15 protein-coding genes and 1 tRNA gene are annotated in these 16,026 nt (G+C 60.2%); 10 read left to right on the top strand and 6 right to left on the bottom strand.

Going from position 1 to position 16,026, the window contains the following annotated elements:
• Window positions 1-14: 14 nt before the first annotated feature.
• A complete protein-coding gene (locus ABD819_RS18930) occupies window positions 15-296 on the bottom strand; it encodes an ATP-dependent Clp protease adaptor ClpS (RefSeq protein WP_345126904.1) in 282 nt (93 codons plus the stop codon).
• A gap of 236 nt (window positions 297-532) precedes the next feature.
• Between ABD819_RS18930 and ABD819_RS18925 the strand changes: the two genes are divergently transcribed.
• The gene (locus ABD819_RS18925) at window positions 533-1,090 is read left to right on the top strand and encodes a hypothetical protein (protein WP_345126902.1); all 558 of its coding nucleotides are present in this window, start codon (window positions 533-535) and stop codon (window positions 1,088-1,090) included.
• Window positions 1,091-1,142: 52 nt separating this feature from the next.
• Here ABD819_RS18925 and ABD819_RS18920 read toward each other — a convergent pair whose 3' ends face one another.
• On the bottom strand, window positions 1,143-1,787 hold the full coding sequence (locus ABD819_RS18920; RefSeq protein ID WP_345126899.1) for a YceI family protein: 645 nt from the start codon (window positions 1,785-1,787) through the stop codon (window positions 1,143-1,145).
• Window positions 1,788-1,883: 96 nt separating this feature from the next.
• The gene (locus ABD819_RS18915; protein WP_345126896.1) at window positions 1,884-2,354 is read right to left on the bottom strand and encodes a MarR family winged helix-turn-helix transcriptional regulator; all 471 of its coding nucleotides are present in this window, start codon (window positions 2,352-2,354) and stop codon (window positions 1,884-1,886) included.
• A gap of 157 nt (window positions 2,355-2,511) precedes the next feature.
• Between ABD819_RS18915 and ABD819_RS18910 the strand changes: the two genes are divergently transcribed.
• A complete protein-coding gene (locus tag ABD819_RS18910; protein WP_345126894.1) occupies window positions 2,512-3,087 on the top strand; it encodes a DUF6799 domain-containing protein in 576 nt (191 codons plus the stop codon).
• 8 nt (window positions 3,088-3,095) lie between these two features.
• Here the strand turns inward: ABD819_RS18910 and ABD819_RS18905 are convergent, their stop codons facing one another.
• Window positions 3,096-4,103: an enolase C-terminal domain-like protein gene (locus tag ABD819_RS18905; RefSeq protein ID WP_345126892.1), complete on the bottom strand. Its 1,008-nt coding sequence runs from the start codon at window positions 4,101-4,103 to the stop codon at window positions 3,096-3,098.
• Between the two features lie 352 nt (window positions 4,104-4,455).
• Between ABD819_RS18905 and ABD819_RS18900 the strand changes: the two genes are divergently transcribed.
• The 5 genes from ABD819_RS18900 (at window position 4,456) to ABD819_RS18880 (ending at window position 11,188) form a co-directional block, all read left to right on the top strand.
• Complete coding sequence (locus tag ABD819_RS18900) at window positions 4,456-5,529, top strand: DUF6799 domain-containing protein (RefSeq protein ID WP_345126889.1); 1,074 nt, start codon at window positions 4,456-4,458, stop codon at window positions 5,527-5,529.
• Window positions 5,530-5,699: 170 nt separating this feature from the next.
• Window positions 5,700-7,082: a dicarboxylate/amino acid:cation symporter gene (locus ABD819_RS18895; RefSeq protein ID WP_345126887.1), complete on the top strand. Its 1,383-nt coding sequence runs from the start codon at window positions 5,700-5,702 to the stop codon at window positions 7,080-7,082.
• 215 nt (window positions 7,083-7,297) lie between these two features.
• Window positions 7,298-7,957, top strand: coding sequence for a hypothetical protein (locus tag ABD819_RS18890; RefSeq protein WP_345126885.1), 660 nt, complete (start codon window positions 7,298-7,300; stop codon window positions 7,955-7,957).
• Between the two features lie 121 nt (window positions 7,958-8,078).
• Complete coding sequence (locus ABD819_RS18885) at window positions 8,079-8,639, top strand: hypothetical protein (RefSeq protein WP_345126882.1); 561 nt, start codon at window positions 8,079-8,081, stop codon at window positions 8,637-8,639.
• Window positions 8,640-8,827: 188 nt separating this feature from the next.
• Complete coding sequence (locus ABD819_RS18880) at window positions 8,828-11,188, top strand: GAF domain-containing protein (protein WP_345126879.1); 2,361 nt, start codon at window positions 8,828-8,830, stop codon at window positions 11,186-11,188.
• A gap of 96 nt (window positions 11,189-11,284) precedes the next feature.
• Here the strand turns inward: ABD819_RS18880 and ABD819_RS18875 are convergent, their stop codons facing one another.
• Both ABD819_RS18875 and ABD819_RS18870 read right to left on the bottom strand, forming a co-directional pair.
• A complete protein-coding gene (locus tag ABD819_RS18875) occupies window positions 11,285-11,986 on the bottom strand; it encodes a phosphatase PAP2 family protein (RefSeq protein ID WP_345126875.1) in 702 nt (233 codons plus the stop codon).
• 113 nt (window positions 11,987-12,099) lie between these two features.
• Window positions 12,100-12,181: transfer RNA gene (locus tag ABD819_RS18870), tRNA-Leu, on the bottom strand.
• A gap of 190 nt (window positions 12,182-12,371) precedes the next feature.
• Here ABD819_RS18870 and ABD819_RS18865 point away from each other — a divergent pair.
• From ABD819_RS18865 to ABD819_RS18855, 3 genes are all read left to right on the top strand, one after another.
• On the top strand, window positions 12,372-13,061 hold the full coding sequence (locus tag ABD819_RS18865) for a class I SAM-dependent methyltransferase (protein ID WP_345126872.1): 690 nt from the start codon (window positions 12,372-12,374) through the stop codon (window positions 13,059-13,061).
• Window positions 13,062-13,235: 174 nt separating this feature from the next.
• Window positions 13,236-15,098, top strand: a complete 1,863-nt coding sequence (locus ABD819_RS18860) for a M61 family metallopeptidase (protein WP_345126869.1) — start codon at window positions 13,236-13,238, stop codon at window positions 15,096-15,098.
• Window positions 15,099-15,304: 206 nt separating this feature from the next.
• Window positions 15,305-16,000, top strand: coding sequence for a hypothetical protein (locus ABD819_RS18855; RefSeq protein WP_345126867.1), 696 nt, complete (start codon window positions 15,305-15,307; stop codon window positions 15,998-16,000).
• The last annotated feature ends 26 nt before the right edge of the window (window positions 16,001-16,026 follow it).

Here is a 16,026-nt window from a genome sequence, read left to right as displayed (position 1 = left end):
CCAAGCACCAAAGGTTAAGCGATATCGGCCGCGATGCCCCGGTCGTGAATGGCGGTGCAAAGCGGCTCCAGCTCCTCGTAGGCCCCGATTTTGACAGCGCACTTGCCCTTGTAGTGAATGAGCAGGGTGCATTGCTCGGCCTGCTCGGGCTGGTGGCCGCACACGTCCATCAGGGTTTTGATGACGTGGTCGAAGGTATTGATGTCATCGTTGTACACAACCAGGTTGCGCAACTCTACCGTCTCTTCGAGCAGTAGGACATCTTCATCGTAATCAATTTGCGGACGGGTGTTCATAAGGCAAATTTACGCAGGAAAGCCGGCGTGAGGCAGCTGGTAATAACCCGGAATCCCCCCGATTCGTTTCGTGAGAGCCGGGCGAATTTTGTGGTCTGCTGGCATGCCGGCTGGGCGCGGCACCTCGCGTTTTGGGCGTAATTTTCGGCCGGAATCTCTGGTTCCCGCGCCGTTTCAGTCGTACCCAGCCGAAAGCGGCCACCGTACGATGCCGGGTTTTTCCCTTATTACCGCCGATGCCCGTTCCCTCCGCCGACTTCAAAAAAGCCCTCAAGCGCCTCTCCGAAACCGAAAAGGAGGCCCTGCTGCTGCGCGCCGTGCGCCGCGATGCCGAGCTCTACGAAACCTTCCGCTTCGAGCTGCTGGCCGACGTGACCCTGGGCCAGGTGCAGGAAGAATCCGCCGACCGCATCCACGAGCTGTTCAACGTGGCCGTGACCGGCCGGCTGCTCAACCGCAGCCTGGTGAAAGCCCTGCGCGCCAGCGTGCAGGAAGCCGCCCGCGCCCGCCGCATCACCAAAAACAAGCAGCTTGAAATCGACTTGCTGGTGTACATCCTGCGCCAGTGCATCGACAATTATTCGGGCCAGTTCGACAGCGTGTACGACGGTTTTTACAACGCCACGGCCCGCCTCGCGGCCCGCGTACCGGCCTTCGTGCTCAAATCATTGCACGAAGACCTGTGGGTAGAGTATCAGTCCGAGCTCGATGAGATTCTGCGCGAGCTGCACGGCCGCAAAAAGAGCCACAATCTCAAGTTTGAGCTGCCCCGCAAGTTTGAAATACCCGAATAAAAAAAGCCCGCCGAATGGCGGGCTTTTTCGTGCGTTGCGATGGAATTCGCCATTAGCCTTTTTTGGCAATCACGTTGAAGGTCAGGTCGAAGTTATCGTTGATGGCCTTGTCGCCGAGGCTGTCGAAGAACGACTTCGAGCCGTACTTCAGGCCGAATTTCGTGCGGTCGATGGTCACTTTGCCGGTGGCGGCGGCCATACCGTCTTTCACGCCCACTTTGGCGGGGAAGCTCAGGCGCTGCGTCACCCCTTTGATGGTCATGTCGCCGGTGATGGTGGCGTTGTCGGCCTCCTTGGCGGCACCTTTGATGGGGGCCACGCTCACGATTTTGAACGTCGAAGTGGGGAATTTCTCCGCCCCGAAGAAGTCGTCGCCGCTCATGTGGCCAATAAATTTACCCTGGGTTTCGGCATCCTTGATGTCGGTGGCTTTCATCGTCTTCATGTCGACAATCACGGTGCCGCCCACGACGGCGTTGCCTTTCACCAGCAGCTCGCCGGCGCTGAAATTCATGGTGCCATTGTGGCCATGCGTTACGGCTTTACCTTCCCAGCCCAGGGTGCTCAGCTGCGGCTGCAGGGCGTAGCCAGGGGCATTGGTGGCCATTTTGGTGCTGTTCATTTTCTGCGCTGAAGCGGCAGGAGCAGTGCCGAACACGCCAACGGCAAACAGGGCGGGCAAGAGGAATTTTTGCATGGGAAAAAGAAATTTAAAAAAAGGGGAGAATTAAAACAGAAACACTGTTCGGCAGGGCCGCAACGAAAAAACATGCCAGAGGTCCTGCCCGGCAAATCAGCAGCCGGAGAGCTCGCCGCCCGAGCGCACTTTATCGAGTAAAAGACTGAGCTGCTGCACTTCGGAGGCATCAAGCTGGGTGAGCGCGGATGCGTTCAACACGCCATCCTGCTCAATGCGCGCAAGCAGGGCCAGGCCGGCCACGGTGATGCGAATGTCGACGGCGCGCCGGTTGGCGGGGCACACGGTGCGCGTCACCAGCTTTTTTTCCTCCAGCCGGTCCACAATGCGCGAGGCGTTGCTGGTTTTGTCCAGCATCCGGTCGATGAGCAGGGCCACGGTAGCCGGCAGCGGGTGCTGGCCCCGCAGAATGCGCAGGATGTTGAATTGCGGCAACGTCAGCCCATACGGCTTGAACGCCACCGCCTGCCGCAGCTGCAACCAGCTGGCCGTGTACAGCAAGTTGATGTGGGCCTTCTGGAAGTCGTCGCGGAAAATGGGCTGTTTGATTTCGTCTTCGATGCGCATGGGATACAGTAGAATCGGATGCAAATTTATGTACATACATTTAATGTCACAACATTGTTCCGAATTATTTTCCGAATATCTTGTCAAAAGCAGTAGCGCCACTACCCTAACAACTCAACCTACGTATCCTCCGCACATTCACCTCTTGCCCGCCTCCATGAAACGCTTATTCTTCCTGACGCTGACGGCCGCCGCGCTGGCCGCAACTCCCCGCCTCGCCGCCGCCCAGGATGGGGGCTACCCGGTTCAGACGACTGCCCGCACGCAATTCGTGTTCATGAACGGCGAAGTACTGCGCCGTGAGGGCACCCAGACTACTACCCTCACGCAAAACGTGAAGCTGGCGAATGGCGTGAAAATCAACTATAAAAACGGCATTGTGGAAATGCCCGCCGATAAAGTAAATCCGAAAGGCAAAAAAATTACCCTGCGCGAGGGCGACTATGTGCGGGCCGATGGCGGCGTGGTATTCGCCAGCCCGACCAGCGCGGCCGCCGCCCGTGGCGCGGCCACCAGCCCCGCTACCCCAGCCGGTACCAAATACGAAACCTACGTGCAGCGCGGCCCCGGCTACGCGGCCCCCGAGCAGCAAATCCAGCTGCTGAACAAAAAAATCGAGCTGCTTACCCAGAAGGTGCAGCTGCTCAGCCAGGGCCGCACCGACCTACCCGGCACCCAGGCCATCGACGACCAGCTGGCGGAGGTCAATTCCCAACTCACCGCGCCTAAATAGCGCTGGCGCTATCCTGCCGCACTCAGCGAGCCTCCGGTTTCCGTGACCAGGCCAAACGGCTCATCTTTTACAATCAGGAAGCCGTCGAGGTCGTGTACATCGGCCAAGGCGCTGATTTGCAGGGCGGCGGCAATGCCCACGCTGGTTTCGACCATGCAGCCGAGCATGGGCAGCAGGCCGTGGGCGCGCGTCTGGCGCAGCAGCTCAATGCCGCGCAGGAACCCGCCGGCCTTCATCAGCTTCACGTTGACGCCGTGGAACTGCCGCGCGATTTCGGCGAAGTCGGCCGTGTCCGTTACCGACTCGTCGGCCACCAGCGGCACGGCGCTGCGGGGGCGCAGGTAGCGGTAGTCGGCGGCGAGGGCGGCGGGCAGGGGCTGCTCCAGCAGGCGCAGGTGCAGGCCGGGCAGCGCCTGAGCCTCGGCCAGGAACCGCAGCACGCTGTCGGCATCGGGCCAGGTTTCGTTGCCATCCACCAGTAGCGGGTGGCCGGGCAGCACCCGCGCCACTTCCCGCAGCAAATCCAGCCCTTCGGCCTGGTTTACCTTGATTTTGAGGAGCTGGAAGCGGGCCGCGTCCTGCTCGCGCAGAAATCCGGCCACCTCCCCCACTTCCATAATAGGCAGCGAAAAGGCCGTGGGCACCACCGTGGCGGGCTGGGGCACGCCCAGCCACTGCCACACGGGCTGCCCGGCGCGGGCGGCCAGCCACTGCACCAGCCCCGATTCGAGGGCGAAGCTGAGGGCGTGGGCCACCGGGTGGGCGGCCAGTAGCGCGTGCAGGTCGGCCAGGGACTCGGCCTGTGCCAGGCCCTGGGACCGCAGGTGTTCAAACTGCTGGGTGAGCAGCTCGGGCGTTTCGCCGTAGCGCACGTTGGGGGCCGCCTCGCCGGTACCGCTGTGGCCCTGGCCGGCTACGCGCAGCAGCAGGTTGGTTTTGGTAGCAGACGCGTTGCGGGAAATTTTCCAGACGTAGCGCAGCGGCAGCAGGTGGGCAGTAAGGGTCCAGGTGGGCATGGGAAGAAGGGAAACGCGCCCCGAAGATGCGGCCAAAAATGAAACCGCTCCGCCTGCCGCCGCGCAGTTTGCAGCATTTGTCGGGCTGAGAACATGGTTTAGCTAAGGCACTTGTCAAATTTAACATCAAATAATACCTTCGACTAAACCTGTTCTATCTTATTTTAATCTACCTTTCGGCCCTCATTCTCATCTTCTTCTTTTTAACTTTCTGCGAAATCTCATGAAAAAATCAATACTGGCCTCGCTTTTTATACGTTTTTTCCTTCTGGCTGCCGGCCCACAACAAGCCCAGGCTCAGACCGCATCTGCCAGCTCAATTCCTTGGTTTACAGTTAAGGGACAGGGAATTGTGGTACAGAATGGGAACAAAAGCAAGCCCCTGGAAAAGGACGTAACGCTACCCAATGGCATTCGGGTTGAGTACCGGACGCAGTCGCTGCTCCTCACCAATGGTTCGCGCGTGCCGCTCCGGGAAGGTGATATGCTGAGCCTGAACGGCGAATATATCCGCAAGACGGCTGATTCTGCTCCGGTCACTGCGTCGATAGCGGCCACGGCAACGGCAACGGCAATGGCAACGGCCCCGGCGGTAGCCGTAGCGCCCAGGCTGGCCCCGGCTACGTTCACGTACCGGCCCACAGCGCCAGTTAATGGCAAGCTGAAAGGCGTAGTGGAGCTGGGAGCCAGCGGCTTCAACATGTTCATCATCCGCATTGATGGGAAAAAGAACTGGAAGATGGAAAAATCGGAGTTCGGCAACAGCCTCGTAATGGAGAATATGGCGACCGAAGAAGATATCCGGAATGGCCTGAAAGCGTACATTGGCAAAATGCTCGATTTTGGGGTAGCGGGCCGCGATATCCACTTTGTGGTGAGCTCGGGGGCCTCAATGGCCGAGGTGACGCATCGTATCGTGAAGTCGCTGGAGGCCCTTAAGTACCGGGTGAATACCGTGACCCCCGAGCGCGAGGGCGTGCTGGGCTTGCAGGCCGCCCTGCCCAAAGGATTCGACGACAAGGCCTTTGTGGTTGATATGGGCTCGGGCAACACCAAAATTTCCTGGATGGATGGCAGCCAGCCGCGCAGCAACAATACCTACGGCGCTAAATATTACGAGAAGGGAATTGACGATGCCGCCGTGGCCGCCGATGCAAAGACCAAGGCGGGTCAGGTTCCGGCGGGGGTCAGCAAAACCTGCTTCATTATTGGCGGCGTACCCTACGAGCTGGCCAAAGCCGTGCGCCAGGGCCAGGAGCCATACACGACCCTGCTCGGCCCCGATGCCTACCCACAGCTGAGCGGCGCCAAAATCAAGTCGGGCCTGAATATTTACCAAGCCGTGGCCTCGGCCACCGGCTGCTCCCAGTTTGTGTTCGGCTACGACACCAACTTTACCATCGGCTATTTGCTCAGCCTGCCCTAGCCCGACAGGGTTCACCGCCTTTCCAATACCATCGTAAAGCCCCGTGCCAGCTGCGCACGGGGCTTTTTTGGGCTCAATCGGCCCTTGCCCTATCTGCGCCGAGCCCGTTGCTGGCGGGATAATGCCGTTCTTTAGGCCCTCATTCCGTTTTCACGGCCTTTATTCATTACATGGCAAAATCTCGCTTACTCTTCGTTGCTATTCTATTGCTGGTCCTGGCTGGCATCCTAACCGCGCTCTCGGCTACTAATGTACTCGCGCTCCCGCCCGGCGTACCGATAGCAGCCCGCTGGCTGGCCATTCTGGCCGTTGCCGCCGCCGTAGCCCCCCGGCGCTCCCTCACGCTTTGGATTGTGGTGAGTATGCTGGTCGGCATCGAGCTGGGGCACGACGCCCCCGGCGTGGCCATGAACTTTAAGGTGCTGAGTGACGCGTTTTTGCGCCTCGTGAAAACCATTATTGCCCCGTTGGTATTTGCCACGCTGGTAGTGGGCATTGCCGGCCACGCCGACCTGAAACAGGTAGGCCGCATGGGCCTCAAGGCTTTGATTTACTTTGAAGTAGTCACCACGTTTGCCCTTTTCATCGGGCTGGCCGCCATCAACCTCACCAAAGCCGGCGTGGGCATCAGCCAGGCCGGAGTGAAGGAAGAAGCGCTGGCCGCCGCGCCGGTCCAAACGGCCGCCGACATCATCCTGCACATCTTCCCCGAAAACATTGCTAAATCAGTTGCCGAGGGGCAGGTGCTGCAAGTGGTAATTTTCGCTATTCTGTTTGCTATCGGCCTGGCCCTCACGCCCGAGCGACCCCGTCGCGTAATGCTGGAGTTCTGCGAGAGCCTGTCGGAGGTCATGTTCAAGTTCACCAATGTGGTGATGTATTTCGCGCCGCTGGGCGTGGGCGGGGCATTGGCCTACACGGTGGGCAAAATGGGCTTCGCGCCGCTGCTCAATGCGGTGCAGCTGCTATTCACGCTATACGGGGCGCTTATTGCGTTCGTGTTGCTGGTACTGCTGCCCGTGGCCCTCCTGGCCCGTATTCCACTGCGCCGCTTCATCGCGGCCGTGGCCGAGCCGGTAAGCATTGCCTTCGCCACTACCTCCTCGGAGGCCGCCCTGCCCCGGGCCATGGAAGCCATGGAAAGCATCGGGGTGCCGCGCCGGATTGTGGCCTTCGTGATGCCCACCGGCTACTCCTTCAATTTGGACGGAACCACGTTGTACTTATCCTTAGCGGCTGTGTTCGTGGCCCAGGCGGCCGGGGTGCCCCTCACCTTCGGCCAGCAGCTGCTGATGGTGTTTACCCTGATGCTAACCAGCAAGGGCGTGGCCGGAGTACCCCGCGCTTCGCTGGTGATTCTACTAGCTACGGTGGCTTCTTTCAACCTGCCGGCCTGGCCCGTATTTATCATCTTAGGCATTGATGCCCTGATGGATATGGCCCGCACGGCGGTGAATGTTCTCGGCAATTGCCTGGCGTCGGCCGTAGTAGCCCGCTGGGAAGGTGAGTTCGTGGATAACTACCAGGAGCCCGAACCGAAGGTGCTGGCTTAACCGCCAAGCGGGCGTCATTGGGGCACCTGAATAATGAACCCCTGAGACGCTCCCCGTTACAAGTTATTTTGCACCATTCGCCGAAAAATGCCGGTCGGCCAGAATCCATTCCCTACTTTAGCAGCTATAAAACCAGGTCGAGCTTATTCAGAAGTGTTAAAGCATTTTTCAATTCTTTTCTTTTCATTTTCCTATATTCTTACTACCTTACAATTATGAAACTTACTCGTCAACTCGCGTTGCTGGCACTTGCGCCGGCCCTGCTGGCAGCTCCGGCCTGCGTGTCGGTAAAGTCCATGATGAAAAGCTCGCCGGCGACGGCTATTGCTACGCGCCTGCCCGCCCTGGAAATTCTGGCCGACCAGGGCCCGCTGGCCATGAACGATGGTGCCTTGCCCGAAGACCCCCTGAAATTATTTCAACAGGAGTGCCGCCTGAACCTGACCGAGCCCACCGATTCGGCCACGTACGGCTATGCTAAGCTGGTAGTGAAGAAAGTGAAAACGCTGCGTACTGGCCGCGCTATTCAGGGCCTTCAGGTGCTCACCTTCATGGTGCCGGCCGTGCTGGGCATCCCGCTGGAGTGGTACAAAACCACCCTGCAGGCCGAAGTGCAGGTGAGCGATGCCGCCGGCAACCTCCTTGGTTCCTACGTGGGCTCGGGTAGCTCGGAAGTGAAAGTGGCCATGTACCACGGCTACTCGCAGACCACCGCCCCGCGTCTGGCCGACATCATTGCCCTGCGCGCGGCCATTGCCCAGATTCGGCCCCAGCTCGACACGGCCGCAGCCCGCCTGAACCCGCTGCTGTTGGCCGGCGGCACGGTGGAGAACCCCACGCTGCCCTCTTCTACGAGCGCGACCGGCAGCCGCTAAGCAGTAGCTGATAGCCCCCGCTAACCCCGCCCCCAGGGGTTGGCAAGATACCGTTGGCCCGCTTCCCTTCTTCATCCTGAGCCGATGGAGCGTGGGAAGCGGGCCTTATCTTTGGCTTGTTATGGTCAACCCGTTTTCTCTACCCTCCCCTTTTGCGGCCGTGCTGCTAGTGGCCAGCGGCCTGCTGCTGAGCGGCTGCTGCGCCAACGACGTGTGCGACTGCAACGATGCCGACGCCGATGCTGTCGAGTTGCGCTTTGCCAGTAGCTTCAGCAATACGGGTCTGAATACGGACCTGGATACGGTGGTTATCCAGCGCTTCGCGGTGCCGCTGCCCACCGGCGGCAAGCCCGATGTGGTGACGCTTATCCGCACCGCGGCCCGGTCCCGCGACTCCATCCGGCTGAATAACGGCACTCCCTTCCCGCAAATCAGCACCACCCGGCTCGATGGCTACCGCTACGTGCTCCAGTATTATGTGACGCGGCCCGGCAACAAGCCCGTTCTCACTACTTTACTCAATATCAGTGAGATAAAACTGGAAGGCAGTATCGATGGCAACGGATGCTGCACGTGCTACAATAATTCTAAAAAAACTGTTTTCACGCGGCGGGATGGGTTTTCGCAGGATAGTGCCTTCGACCTGAAGCAAGCGCCTCGTGTGCTTAAAGTAACCAAGTAGCCAAGGAGCCGGCGGCTTGCGTACCTATGTTGTCAGGTAGTAGTTGTCGGTTGTCAGACCTGGTGTAATCCGCTCACTAACAACGAATAACTGACAGTTCGTTTACTTTTGAACGACAACTTAGTACGTATCCCTTTTTGCCCCGCTACTGCAACTTCCCGGCGGGCAAGCCGTGTTCCTTTTTACCTATGGCTGCTGAACTCCTTCCAATCCTTTCCGATGCCCTGCCTGCGCTACGCAGCCCGGTCGCCTCCTCGTCGTTCCTGTTCCGCTCCACGCTCAGCTTCGAGCCGCTGATTGCGTACTGGCGGGAGCGGGAGCGGGCCACCAACGCCGGCGTGGCGCTGCTGGCCCGCGCCATTGGCGAGCAGGTGGCCGAAGCCGCCTGGTGCCGCGGCCCGCTGACCGACTACACGCTGATAGAGAGCAACTGCGACCTCATCGAAACGCTGATGCTGGCCGTGTTTCCACCGGCCTCGTTCGCTACCGATATCAGCGGGGTGGTGGCCCCGTTTCAGCGGCGCAGCTTCTACTCCACGCGGCGCTTCGAGGAGATTATGCTCAACAAGGAGCGTCAAATCAAGCAGCCGCTGAATATTGATATGGCGGCCATGGAGCACCAGATGGAGCTCATGGCCTACCACCTGGTGCTGCACCGCGTGTACGGGACGGAGCTGCCGTCGCTGGGCACGATTGTTTTTACGGTGCCCGATTATAAAATTGGCCTGTACCGACACTACGGCGTTGATTTCAACTCCGATTTCGTGACGGTGAAGGTCGTTGGCGAACAAATTGACCTCACTACCCAACAGCTGGACTTGCTGGTGCACAACCGCCACCGCCTGGAGCTGTGGAAGGAGTTGCTGCCCGCCGAAAACTTTGAGCTGGAGGGCTTCAACGTACTCCAGCTGGTGGACGTAACCGACCAGGAAATTCTGTCGGAGCTGAAATACGACCTGTTGGAGCGCGACGTGCTGCAAACGCCCGCCCGCTTCGAGCAGATTCAGGAGAAGCTGCGGGTGCTGTTTGCCCAGCCTTCGCTGCAATTGGGCATCGCGGCTTATGATGAAAAGAAGCGCGCTTTCGTGGATTTCGGCCGCAAAATCAACCACAGCTTCCTCACCAAGCAGGTGCAGCACCAGGCCGCCGACAGCAGCTTCCGGTTGATTTATGAGCGCCTGCTGCGCGAGCGGGAGCCGCTGGTCATCAAGAACGTGGACACGGCCGACATCCCCGATGACCTACGCCAACAGATTAGTAGTCTGGGTATTCGCTCGGCCATCCTGGCCCTGCTGCCCTACGGCAACGACACGGTGGGCCTGCTGGAGCTGGGCTCGCCCGACGTGGGTGGCCTCGACGAGTTCGACATGGAGAAGGTGGCGCAGTTCGTGCCGCTGTTCGCGGTGGCGGTGAAACGCAATGCCGAGGACCTGCAGACGCGGGTGCAGGCCATTATGCGGGCCACGTTCACGGCCATTCACCCGACTATGGAGTGGCGCTTCACAGATGCGGCCCGCAACCTGCTCACCCAGCTCGATGCCGGCAACCGCACGGCCGAGATGGAGGCCATCGTGTTTGAGGATGTGTACCCGCTGCACGGCTCCTGCGATATCCGGAGTAGCAGCATTGTACGCAACGAGGCCATTCAGGGCGACCTGATTGAGCACCTGACCCTAGCCAACAAGGTGCTGAAAAAAGCGTCGGAATACCAGCATCTGCCCATTCTCGACGAGCTGAAGTTCTACGTCACCAAAAACCTGAAGCGCCTGCACGACGGGATGCTTTCGGGCGATGAGGCCAACATCTACGACTCGCTGAAGCGCGAAGTGGAGCCGCTGTTTGAGTACCTGGCCGCGCACACGCCCGAGCTGCGCCCGATTATCACGCGGTACTGGAGCAATATCGACCCCAAGCTGGGCATTCTCTACAAGCGCCGCCAGGATTTCGAAACCAGCGTGACCACGCTCAACGATGCCGTGAGCGACTACCTCGATGACGAAGAGGAAAAAGCGCAGCTCATGTACCCGCACTACTTCCAGCGCTACAAAACCGATGGCGTGGAGTTCAACATCTACATCGGCGGCACCCTGGTGGAGAACAAGCCGTTCGACCTGGTTTTTCTGAAAAACCTGCGCCTGTGGCAGCTGCTTACCATGGTAGAGATTACACGCCGGACCGCCGCGCTTAAGGACACGCTTCCGGTGCCCCTCGACACCACCCAGCTCATCCTCATTCACGGGCAGTCGCTAAGCATTCGCTTCCGGCAGGACGAGCGCCAGTTCGATGTGGACGGGACCTACAACATCCGGTACGAAATCATCAAAAAGCGCATCGACAAGGCGACCATTCTGGGCACGGGCGAGCGCCTGACGCAGCCCGGCATGATTGCGCTGGTGTACGCGCAGAGCCGCGAAGCCGTGGAATACTACGAGTACATCGACTACCTCCAGGACCGGGACCTGCTGGAGCCCGGCGTGGAGGAAGTGGAGCTGGAGGAGCTTCAGGGCGTGAAAGGCCTGCTCGCGCTGCGGGTGCGCGTGAAGCTGTAGCACCAGAACGAGTACCCCGAATTTCCAGTTCGGCCGCGTGAACGATGCCCGAACAGCTCGTTCACGCGGCCGAATTGGAAATTCGGGGTACTCGTTTTAATTGCTTTCCATATCGTTGTCGGCCGATTCAAATACTGCCTGCTCTTCTTTCCAGAATAGCTTGATGCCGGCGCGGCATAGCACCAGCCACGCCGCGCCGCCCGCGAAACCGGCCAGCACATCGGTGGCGTAATGGGCATGCAGGTACACCCGCGTCACACCGATGAGGCCGGCCCATAGTAGCAGCGGCAGCGCCCAGCGCGCATGGCCCAGGTGCCGCGCCAGCAGCCAGGCCAGACAGCCGTAGAACGTGACGCCAAGCATGGCGTGGCCGCTGGGAAAGCTCAGCCCCAGCGTCTGCAACAGCGCATTGCTGGGCCGGGGACGGTTGAAATACAGCTTGAGCAGCTGGTTGAGAATCATGCCGCCGGCCATGGCTACCAGCAATTCCCAGCTCTCGCGCCGGTGGCGGGCCCGGCGCAGCAGCAGCACCCCCGATAAGCTGGCCGGCAGCAGAAACGGGAGCGCGGCGAAGAACGTGACCAGCCGAACCGGCCCGGTCAGGCCCGGCTCGGCGGCCCGCCAGCCATCGACAATACCCGCCGCCCAGCTGTCGAGGGCCATGGAATGATGCACGAAAACCACCCGCGCCAGATAGAAAAACACGCCGAAAGCGGCCACGAACAGCACCATGGCCAACGCCACCTCTATGGTGAGCAGCCCGGCCAATGCCAGCAAACGAGAGGTAAAACGATTCATAGCAGCACAGTCCGCAAAAGTCGGGATGGTAATTGGGAGCAAGCAAGCTCCCGGCCGGAATAGTTACCTAAACGAAAAAAGCCAGCCCGGGTGGGGCTGGCTTTTTAAAAACGTGCGCTCGGGGAGACTCGAACTCCCACACCTTGCGGAACTGCCGCCTGAAGACAGCGCGTCTACCAATTTCGCCACAAGCGCATGCACTGGTTCAAAAGCTGCTTTTCTTGTTAGAACTGCGCCTTTTGATGCTGCAAAGATACAGTTCCATTTTGCAGCGGCGCAACACCAGGCCCTTTTTTTTCGCAGTCTGGCCCGGCAAGAACCGCCCGGCGATTGTTTTTCAGTTACTTGCCGCCGTGTTTTTTTTCTGTTTGCCGCCCGTTATCCCATGCCTGCCCCGCTAGCTGCCCCGTTTTCACCCCTGGCAGCCGGCGCACGCCCCACCGGATTCGACCGCGTGGCGTGGTGCTACGATGTCTTAGCCGGGCTCGTGTTTGGGCCGGCGCAGCGGCGGGCGCAAGAGGCGGCGCTGGCAGGCATGCCGGCGGGAGCCCCGCACGTGCTCATACTGGGCGGCGGCACTGGTTGGGTCTTACTGGAGGTGTTGCGTTGCCGGCCCCAAGCCACGGTGCTGTACCTGGAGGCTTCGCCAAAAATGCTGGCTCGGGCCCGCACACGGCTGGCGCGGGCCTGCCCCACGGCCACCGCCCAGGTTGAGTTCCGGCACGGCACCCAGGCCGCGCTCACCCCCACCGAGCAGTTCGATTCGGTGGTCACTTTTTTTGTACTCGATTGCCTTGCGCAGCCTGAGCTGGCCGGGGCGTTGGCGCAGTTGCGCAGGGCCCTGCGGCCGGGAGGCACTTGGCTGCTGGCCGACTTTCGGCCCGCTCGGCGGGGCTGGCGCCGGGCGCTGCTCACGCTGATGTATACTTTTTTTCGGCTGACTACCGGGCTGCGGACCACCGAGCTACCGGCCCTGCGCCCCGCCCTGGCAAGCCTGGGTTTGCAGGCGGTTAACCACGGCACTTTTTTTGGTGGAGCCATTGAGGCAGTGGTTTTCAGCGAAAATCCCGGGTAGCTAAGCCTTTGATAATTAATAACAGGGTCTCACGTAGTTAAAACATAATTTTAACATTATCAGAGCCGCTTATCAGGGTAAAACTCGCCGTTTGGTTGTAAATTTTCCACATCTTTGTATTGTCAATTCCACTGGGGGCACTACCCCGTTCTTATTTTCTTTATTATTCTGCCCATGAAAAACGTTGCTACTATTCTATTTGCGCTGGGCCTGGGCTCGTTCGGCGCGCAGGCCCAAACCAAGCCCGACACGGGGCCGGCCGTGCGCTATGCCATGTCGTTTCCGAATGCCGTCCATCATGAGGCGCGGGTGGCGGTCACCTTTTCGGGGCTGCCGGGCGGGCCCCTGCACGTGCGGATGGCCCGTAGCTCGCCGGGACGCTACGCCCTGCATGATTTTGCGAAGAACGTGTACTACGTAGTGGCCACCGATGGCGGCAATCACCCCCTGCCCCTCAACCGCCCCGACCCCTACGGCTGGGATGTGACCCCGGCCGCCGATGGCACCGTTATTTTCAGCTACACGCTTTACGGCGACCAGACCGACGGCACTAACGTGGGCATCGACCAGCAGCACGCCCACCTCAACCTGCCCGCCGCCCTGTGCTACGCCACGGGCCTGGAAGGCCGCCAGACGGAGGTAAAGTTTGAGCTGCCCGCCAGCTGGAAAGTAGCCACGCAGCTGCGCCCGGGAGCCGATAAAAACACGTTCACGGCGCCCAACATGCAGTATATGATGGACAGCCCGGTTTCGCTGGGTGCCCAGCAGGTACGGAGCTGGACCGAAGGCGACCAGACCATTGAGCTGGCCACGCTGTATATGGGCCCGGCGGCCGAACTCGACGGCTACGCCAAGAAAATCCAGAAAGTAGTGAAGGAGGAAAAAGCCATTTTTGGTGAGCTGCCTACTTTCGATTTTGCCCGCTACACGTTCATTGCCAATTACTTGTCGCAGGCTACGTCCGACGGCATGGAGCACCGCAACTCGACCTCACTCACCAGCCCCCGGCCCCTGAAGGACGAGGACGAGCTGAAAAACCTGGGCACGGTGGCCCACGAGTTCATTCATGCCTGGAACGTGGAACGCCTGCGCCCCCGCGACCTGGAACCCTTCGATTTTCAGCGGGTGAACATGAGCGACGCGCTCTGGTTCGCCGAAGGCTTCACGCAGTACTACGGCCGCCTGGCCCTGCGCCGGGCCAAGCTGATTGACGACGAGGCGTTTCTCGAAGACATCAGCCGCTGGGTGAACCTGCGCCAGAACAGCCCCGGGGCCCGCTACGCCTCGGCCATCGACATGAGCCGCCAGGCCGCTTTCACCGACGGTGCGGGCAACAGCGCCCCCATGAACCTAGTGAACACCAACCTGTCGTACTACGACCAGGGAGCGGGCATTGCCCTGGTCCTCGACTTGCAGCTGCGCCAGCACCACCGCTCCTCGCTCGATAAGCTGATGCAGGCCATGTGGCAGCAGTACGGCAAAAAGCAGAGTACCTACGCGCCCGCCACCCCCTACACCGTGCGCGATTTGCAGCGGGTGCTGGGCGAAGTGAGCAAAGACACCGTATTTGCCAGCCGCTTTTTCCGCCAGTACGTGTACGGCCGCGAGCAGCCCCGCTTCAGCGAAAACCTGGTGGTGGCCGGCCTGGCCGTGATTCCGACCCGGGCCCTGGGCGCGGCCCTGCCCAACCAGGTTGAATTTGACGAGGAAGGCCGCTGCCTGGTGGCTTACAATACCCAAATTGGCTCGGGGTTGTACAAAGCCGGCATCGACCGGGGCGACCAGATTGTGGTGCTGGACGGCAAGGAAATTAAAAGCTCCGGCGACCTGGATGGCGTGTTGCGCAAGCATTCGCCCAGCGACGTGGTTTTTGTGAAAGTAAAGACCCGGGGCGGCGTGGAAAAAACCACGCAGCTCATTCTCGCCGAAGACCCCAACGTGCAGGTGAAACCCATGGAAAGCGTGGAAAAAATGGTGTACACGCCCGCCCAAAAGGTGCTGCGCGAGGCCTGGCTGGCCAGCCAGGCTTCAAATTAAGCAGCCCAACGCTGGCCTGATATTGAATTACGACAAGCAAAAGCCTCGCTGGTTATTCCGGCGGGGCTTTTTTGAACACAGCAGTCTCAGCAGCTACATTGCCTAATATCTTTACCTTTGAACGGTTATGGGGTCATTTTGCGGATACGAAGCGCCCGGCCGACTTCGCAGCTGTCCTCTCCGTCCGCCTTTTTCTATTCTTACCCATGGAAATTTTTGATAAGCTCACGAACGCGGCCAAGGATTTTTTTATTGAGCCCGAGGACGAAGCCAAAACCCTCCAAAACCCGCCCACGGCGCAGTTTGGGGCACCGAGTCCTGGTGCGGTTCCGGCCGTCCCCTCGCCTTTTGCCGCTCCGGCCGTGACGCAGGCTGAACCGCGCCACCTCGACCACATTGCCAGCCTGCTGGCCGGCGATGGCAAGGATTTCGGGGCTTATATGAAAATGGTGAAAAGCATGGCCGCCGCTGGCATGGCCGGCCCTTTGCTGTACCAAACGGCGTTCAATGCCTTTTCGGCGGTGAATGGCGGCACGGTGCCGGGCCTGCTGGCCTCGGCCTCGCAATTTGAGCAGGCCCTGACCACCGACCGCAACAAAGTATTGGCCCGCCACCGCGAAAAGATGGGCGAAGCCACCGCGCCGGGCAGTGCTCCCAGTACCGTGGTACAGCTCACAGCTCAGGAAAAAAAGCTGGCCGCCGACCTCGCCGACCTCACCCTCCAGCTCCAGACCAAGCAGCAGCAGCTGCTGCACACCCAGCAGCAGTTGGCCAACGAGCGCCAGAAAACGCAGGCGGCGCTGAGCTCCTATGAGCTGGCCAACTCGGCGGCTATGGCCGAGCTACAGGCGCACCACAAAGCGGCCGAGGCTTTTCTGAACGCCAGCGGCAGCCCGAAATAGCCCGTCGGGCCGACGGCCTGACTTAG

Source organism: Hymenobacter antarcticus (assembly GCF_039539545.1).
GTDB classification, from domain to species: domain Bacteria; phylum Bacteroidota; class Bacteroidia; order Cytophagales; family Hymenobacteraceae; genus Hymenobacter; species Hymenobacter antarcticus.
This window is presented reverse-complemented; position numbering and strand designations above follow the sequence as displayed.

Coding starts and splice junctions, on each gene's coding strand:
- ABD819_RS18920 (WP_345126899.1), bottom strand. CDS start 1,787: ATGCAAAAATTCCTCTTGCCCGCCCTGTTTGCCGTTGGCGTGTTCGGC.
- ABD819_RS18910 (WP_345126894.1), top strand. CDS start 2,512: ATGAAACGCTTATTCTTCCTGACGCTGACGGCCGCCGCGCTGGCCGCA.
- ABD819_RS18905 (WP_345126892.1), bottom strand. CDS start 4,103: ATGCCCACCTGGACCCTTACTGCCCACCTGCTGCCGCTGCGCTACGTC.
- ABD819_RS18930 (WP_345126904.1), bottom strand. CDS start 296: ATGAACACCCGTCCGCAAATTGATTACGATGAAGATGTCCTACTGCTC.
- ABD819_RS18860 (WP_345126869.1), top strand. CDS start 13,236: ATGAAAAACGTTGCTACTATTCTATTTGCGCTGGGCCTGGGCTCGTTC.
- ABD819_RS18875 (WP_345126875.1), bottom strand. CDS start 11,986: ATGAATCGTTTTACCTCTCGTTTGCTGGCATTGGCCGGGCTGCTCACC.
- ABD819_RS18915 (WP_345126896.1), bottom strand. CDS start 2,354: ATGCGCATCGAAGACGAAATCAAACAGCCCATTTTCCGCGACGACTTC.
- ABD819_RS18925 (WP_345126902.1), top strand. CDS start 533: ATGCCCGTTCCCTCCGCCGACTTCAAAAAAGCCCTCAAGCGCCTCTCC.
- ABD819_RS18865 (WP_345126872.1), top strand. CDS start 12,372: ATGCCTGCCCCGCTAGCTGCCCCGTTTTCACCCCTGGCAGCCGGCGCA.
- ABD819_RS18890 (WP_345126885.1), top strand. CDS start 7,298: ATGAAACTTACTCGTCAACTCGCGTTGCTGGCACTTGCGCCGGCCCTG.
- ABD819_RS18855 (WP_345126867.1), top strand. CDS start 15,305: ATGGAAATTTTTGATAAGCTCACGAACGCGGCCAAGGATTTTTTTATT.
- ABD819_RS18895 (WP_345126887.1), top strand. CDS start 5,700: ATGGCAAAATCTCGCTTACTCTTCGTTGCTATTCTATTGCTGGTCCTG.
- ABD819_RS18885 (WP_345126882.1), top strand. CDS start 8,079: ATGGTCAACCCGTTTTCTCTACCCTCCCCTTTTGCGGCCGTGCTGCTA.
- ABD819_RS18880 (WP_345126879.1), top strand. CDS start 8,828: ATGGCTGCTGAACTCCTTCCAATCCTTTCCGATGCCCTGCCTGCGCTA.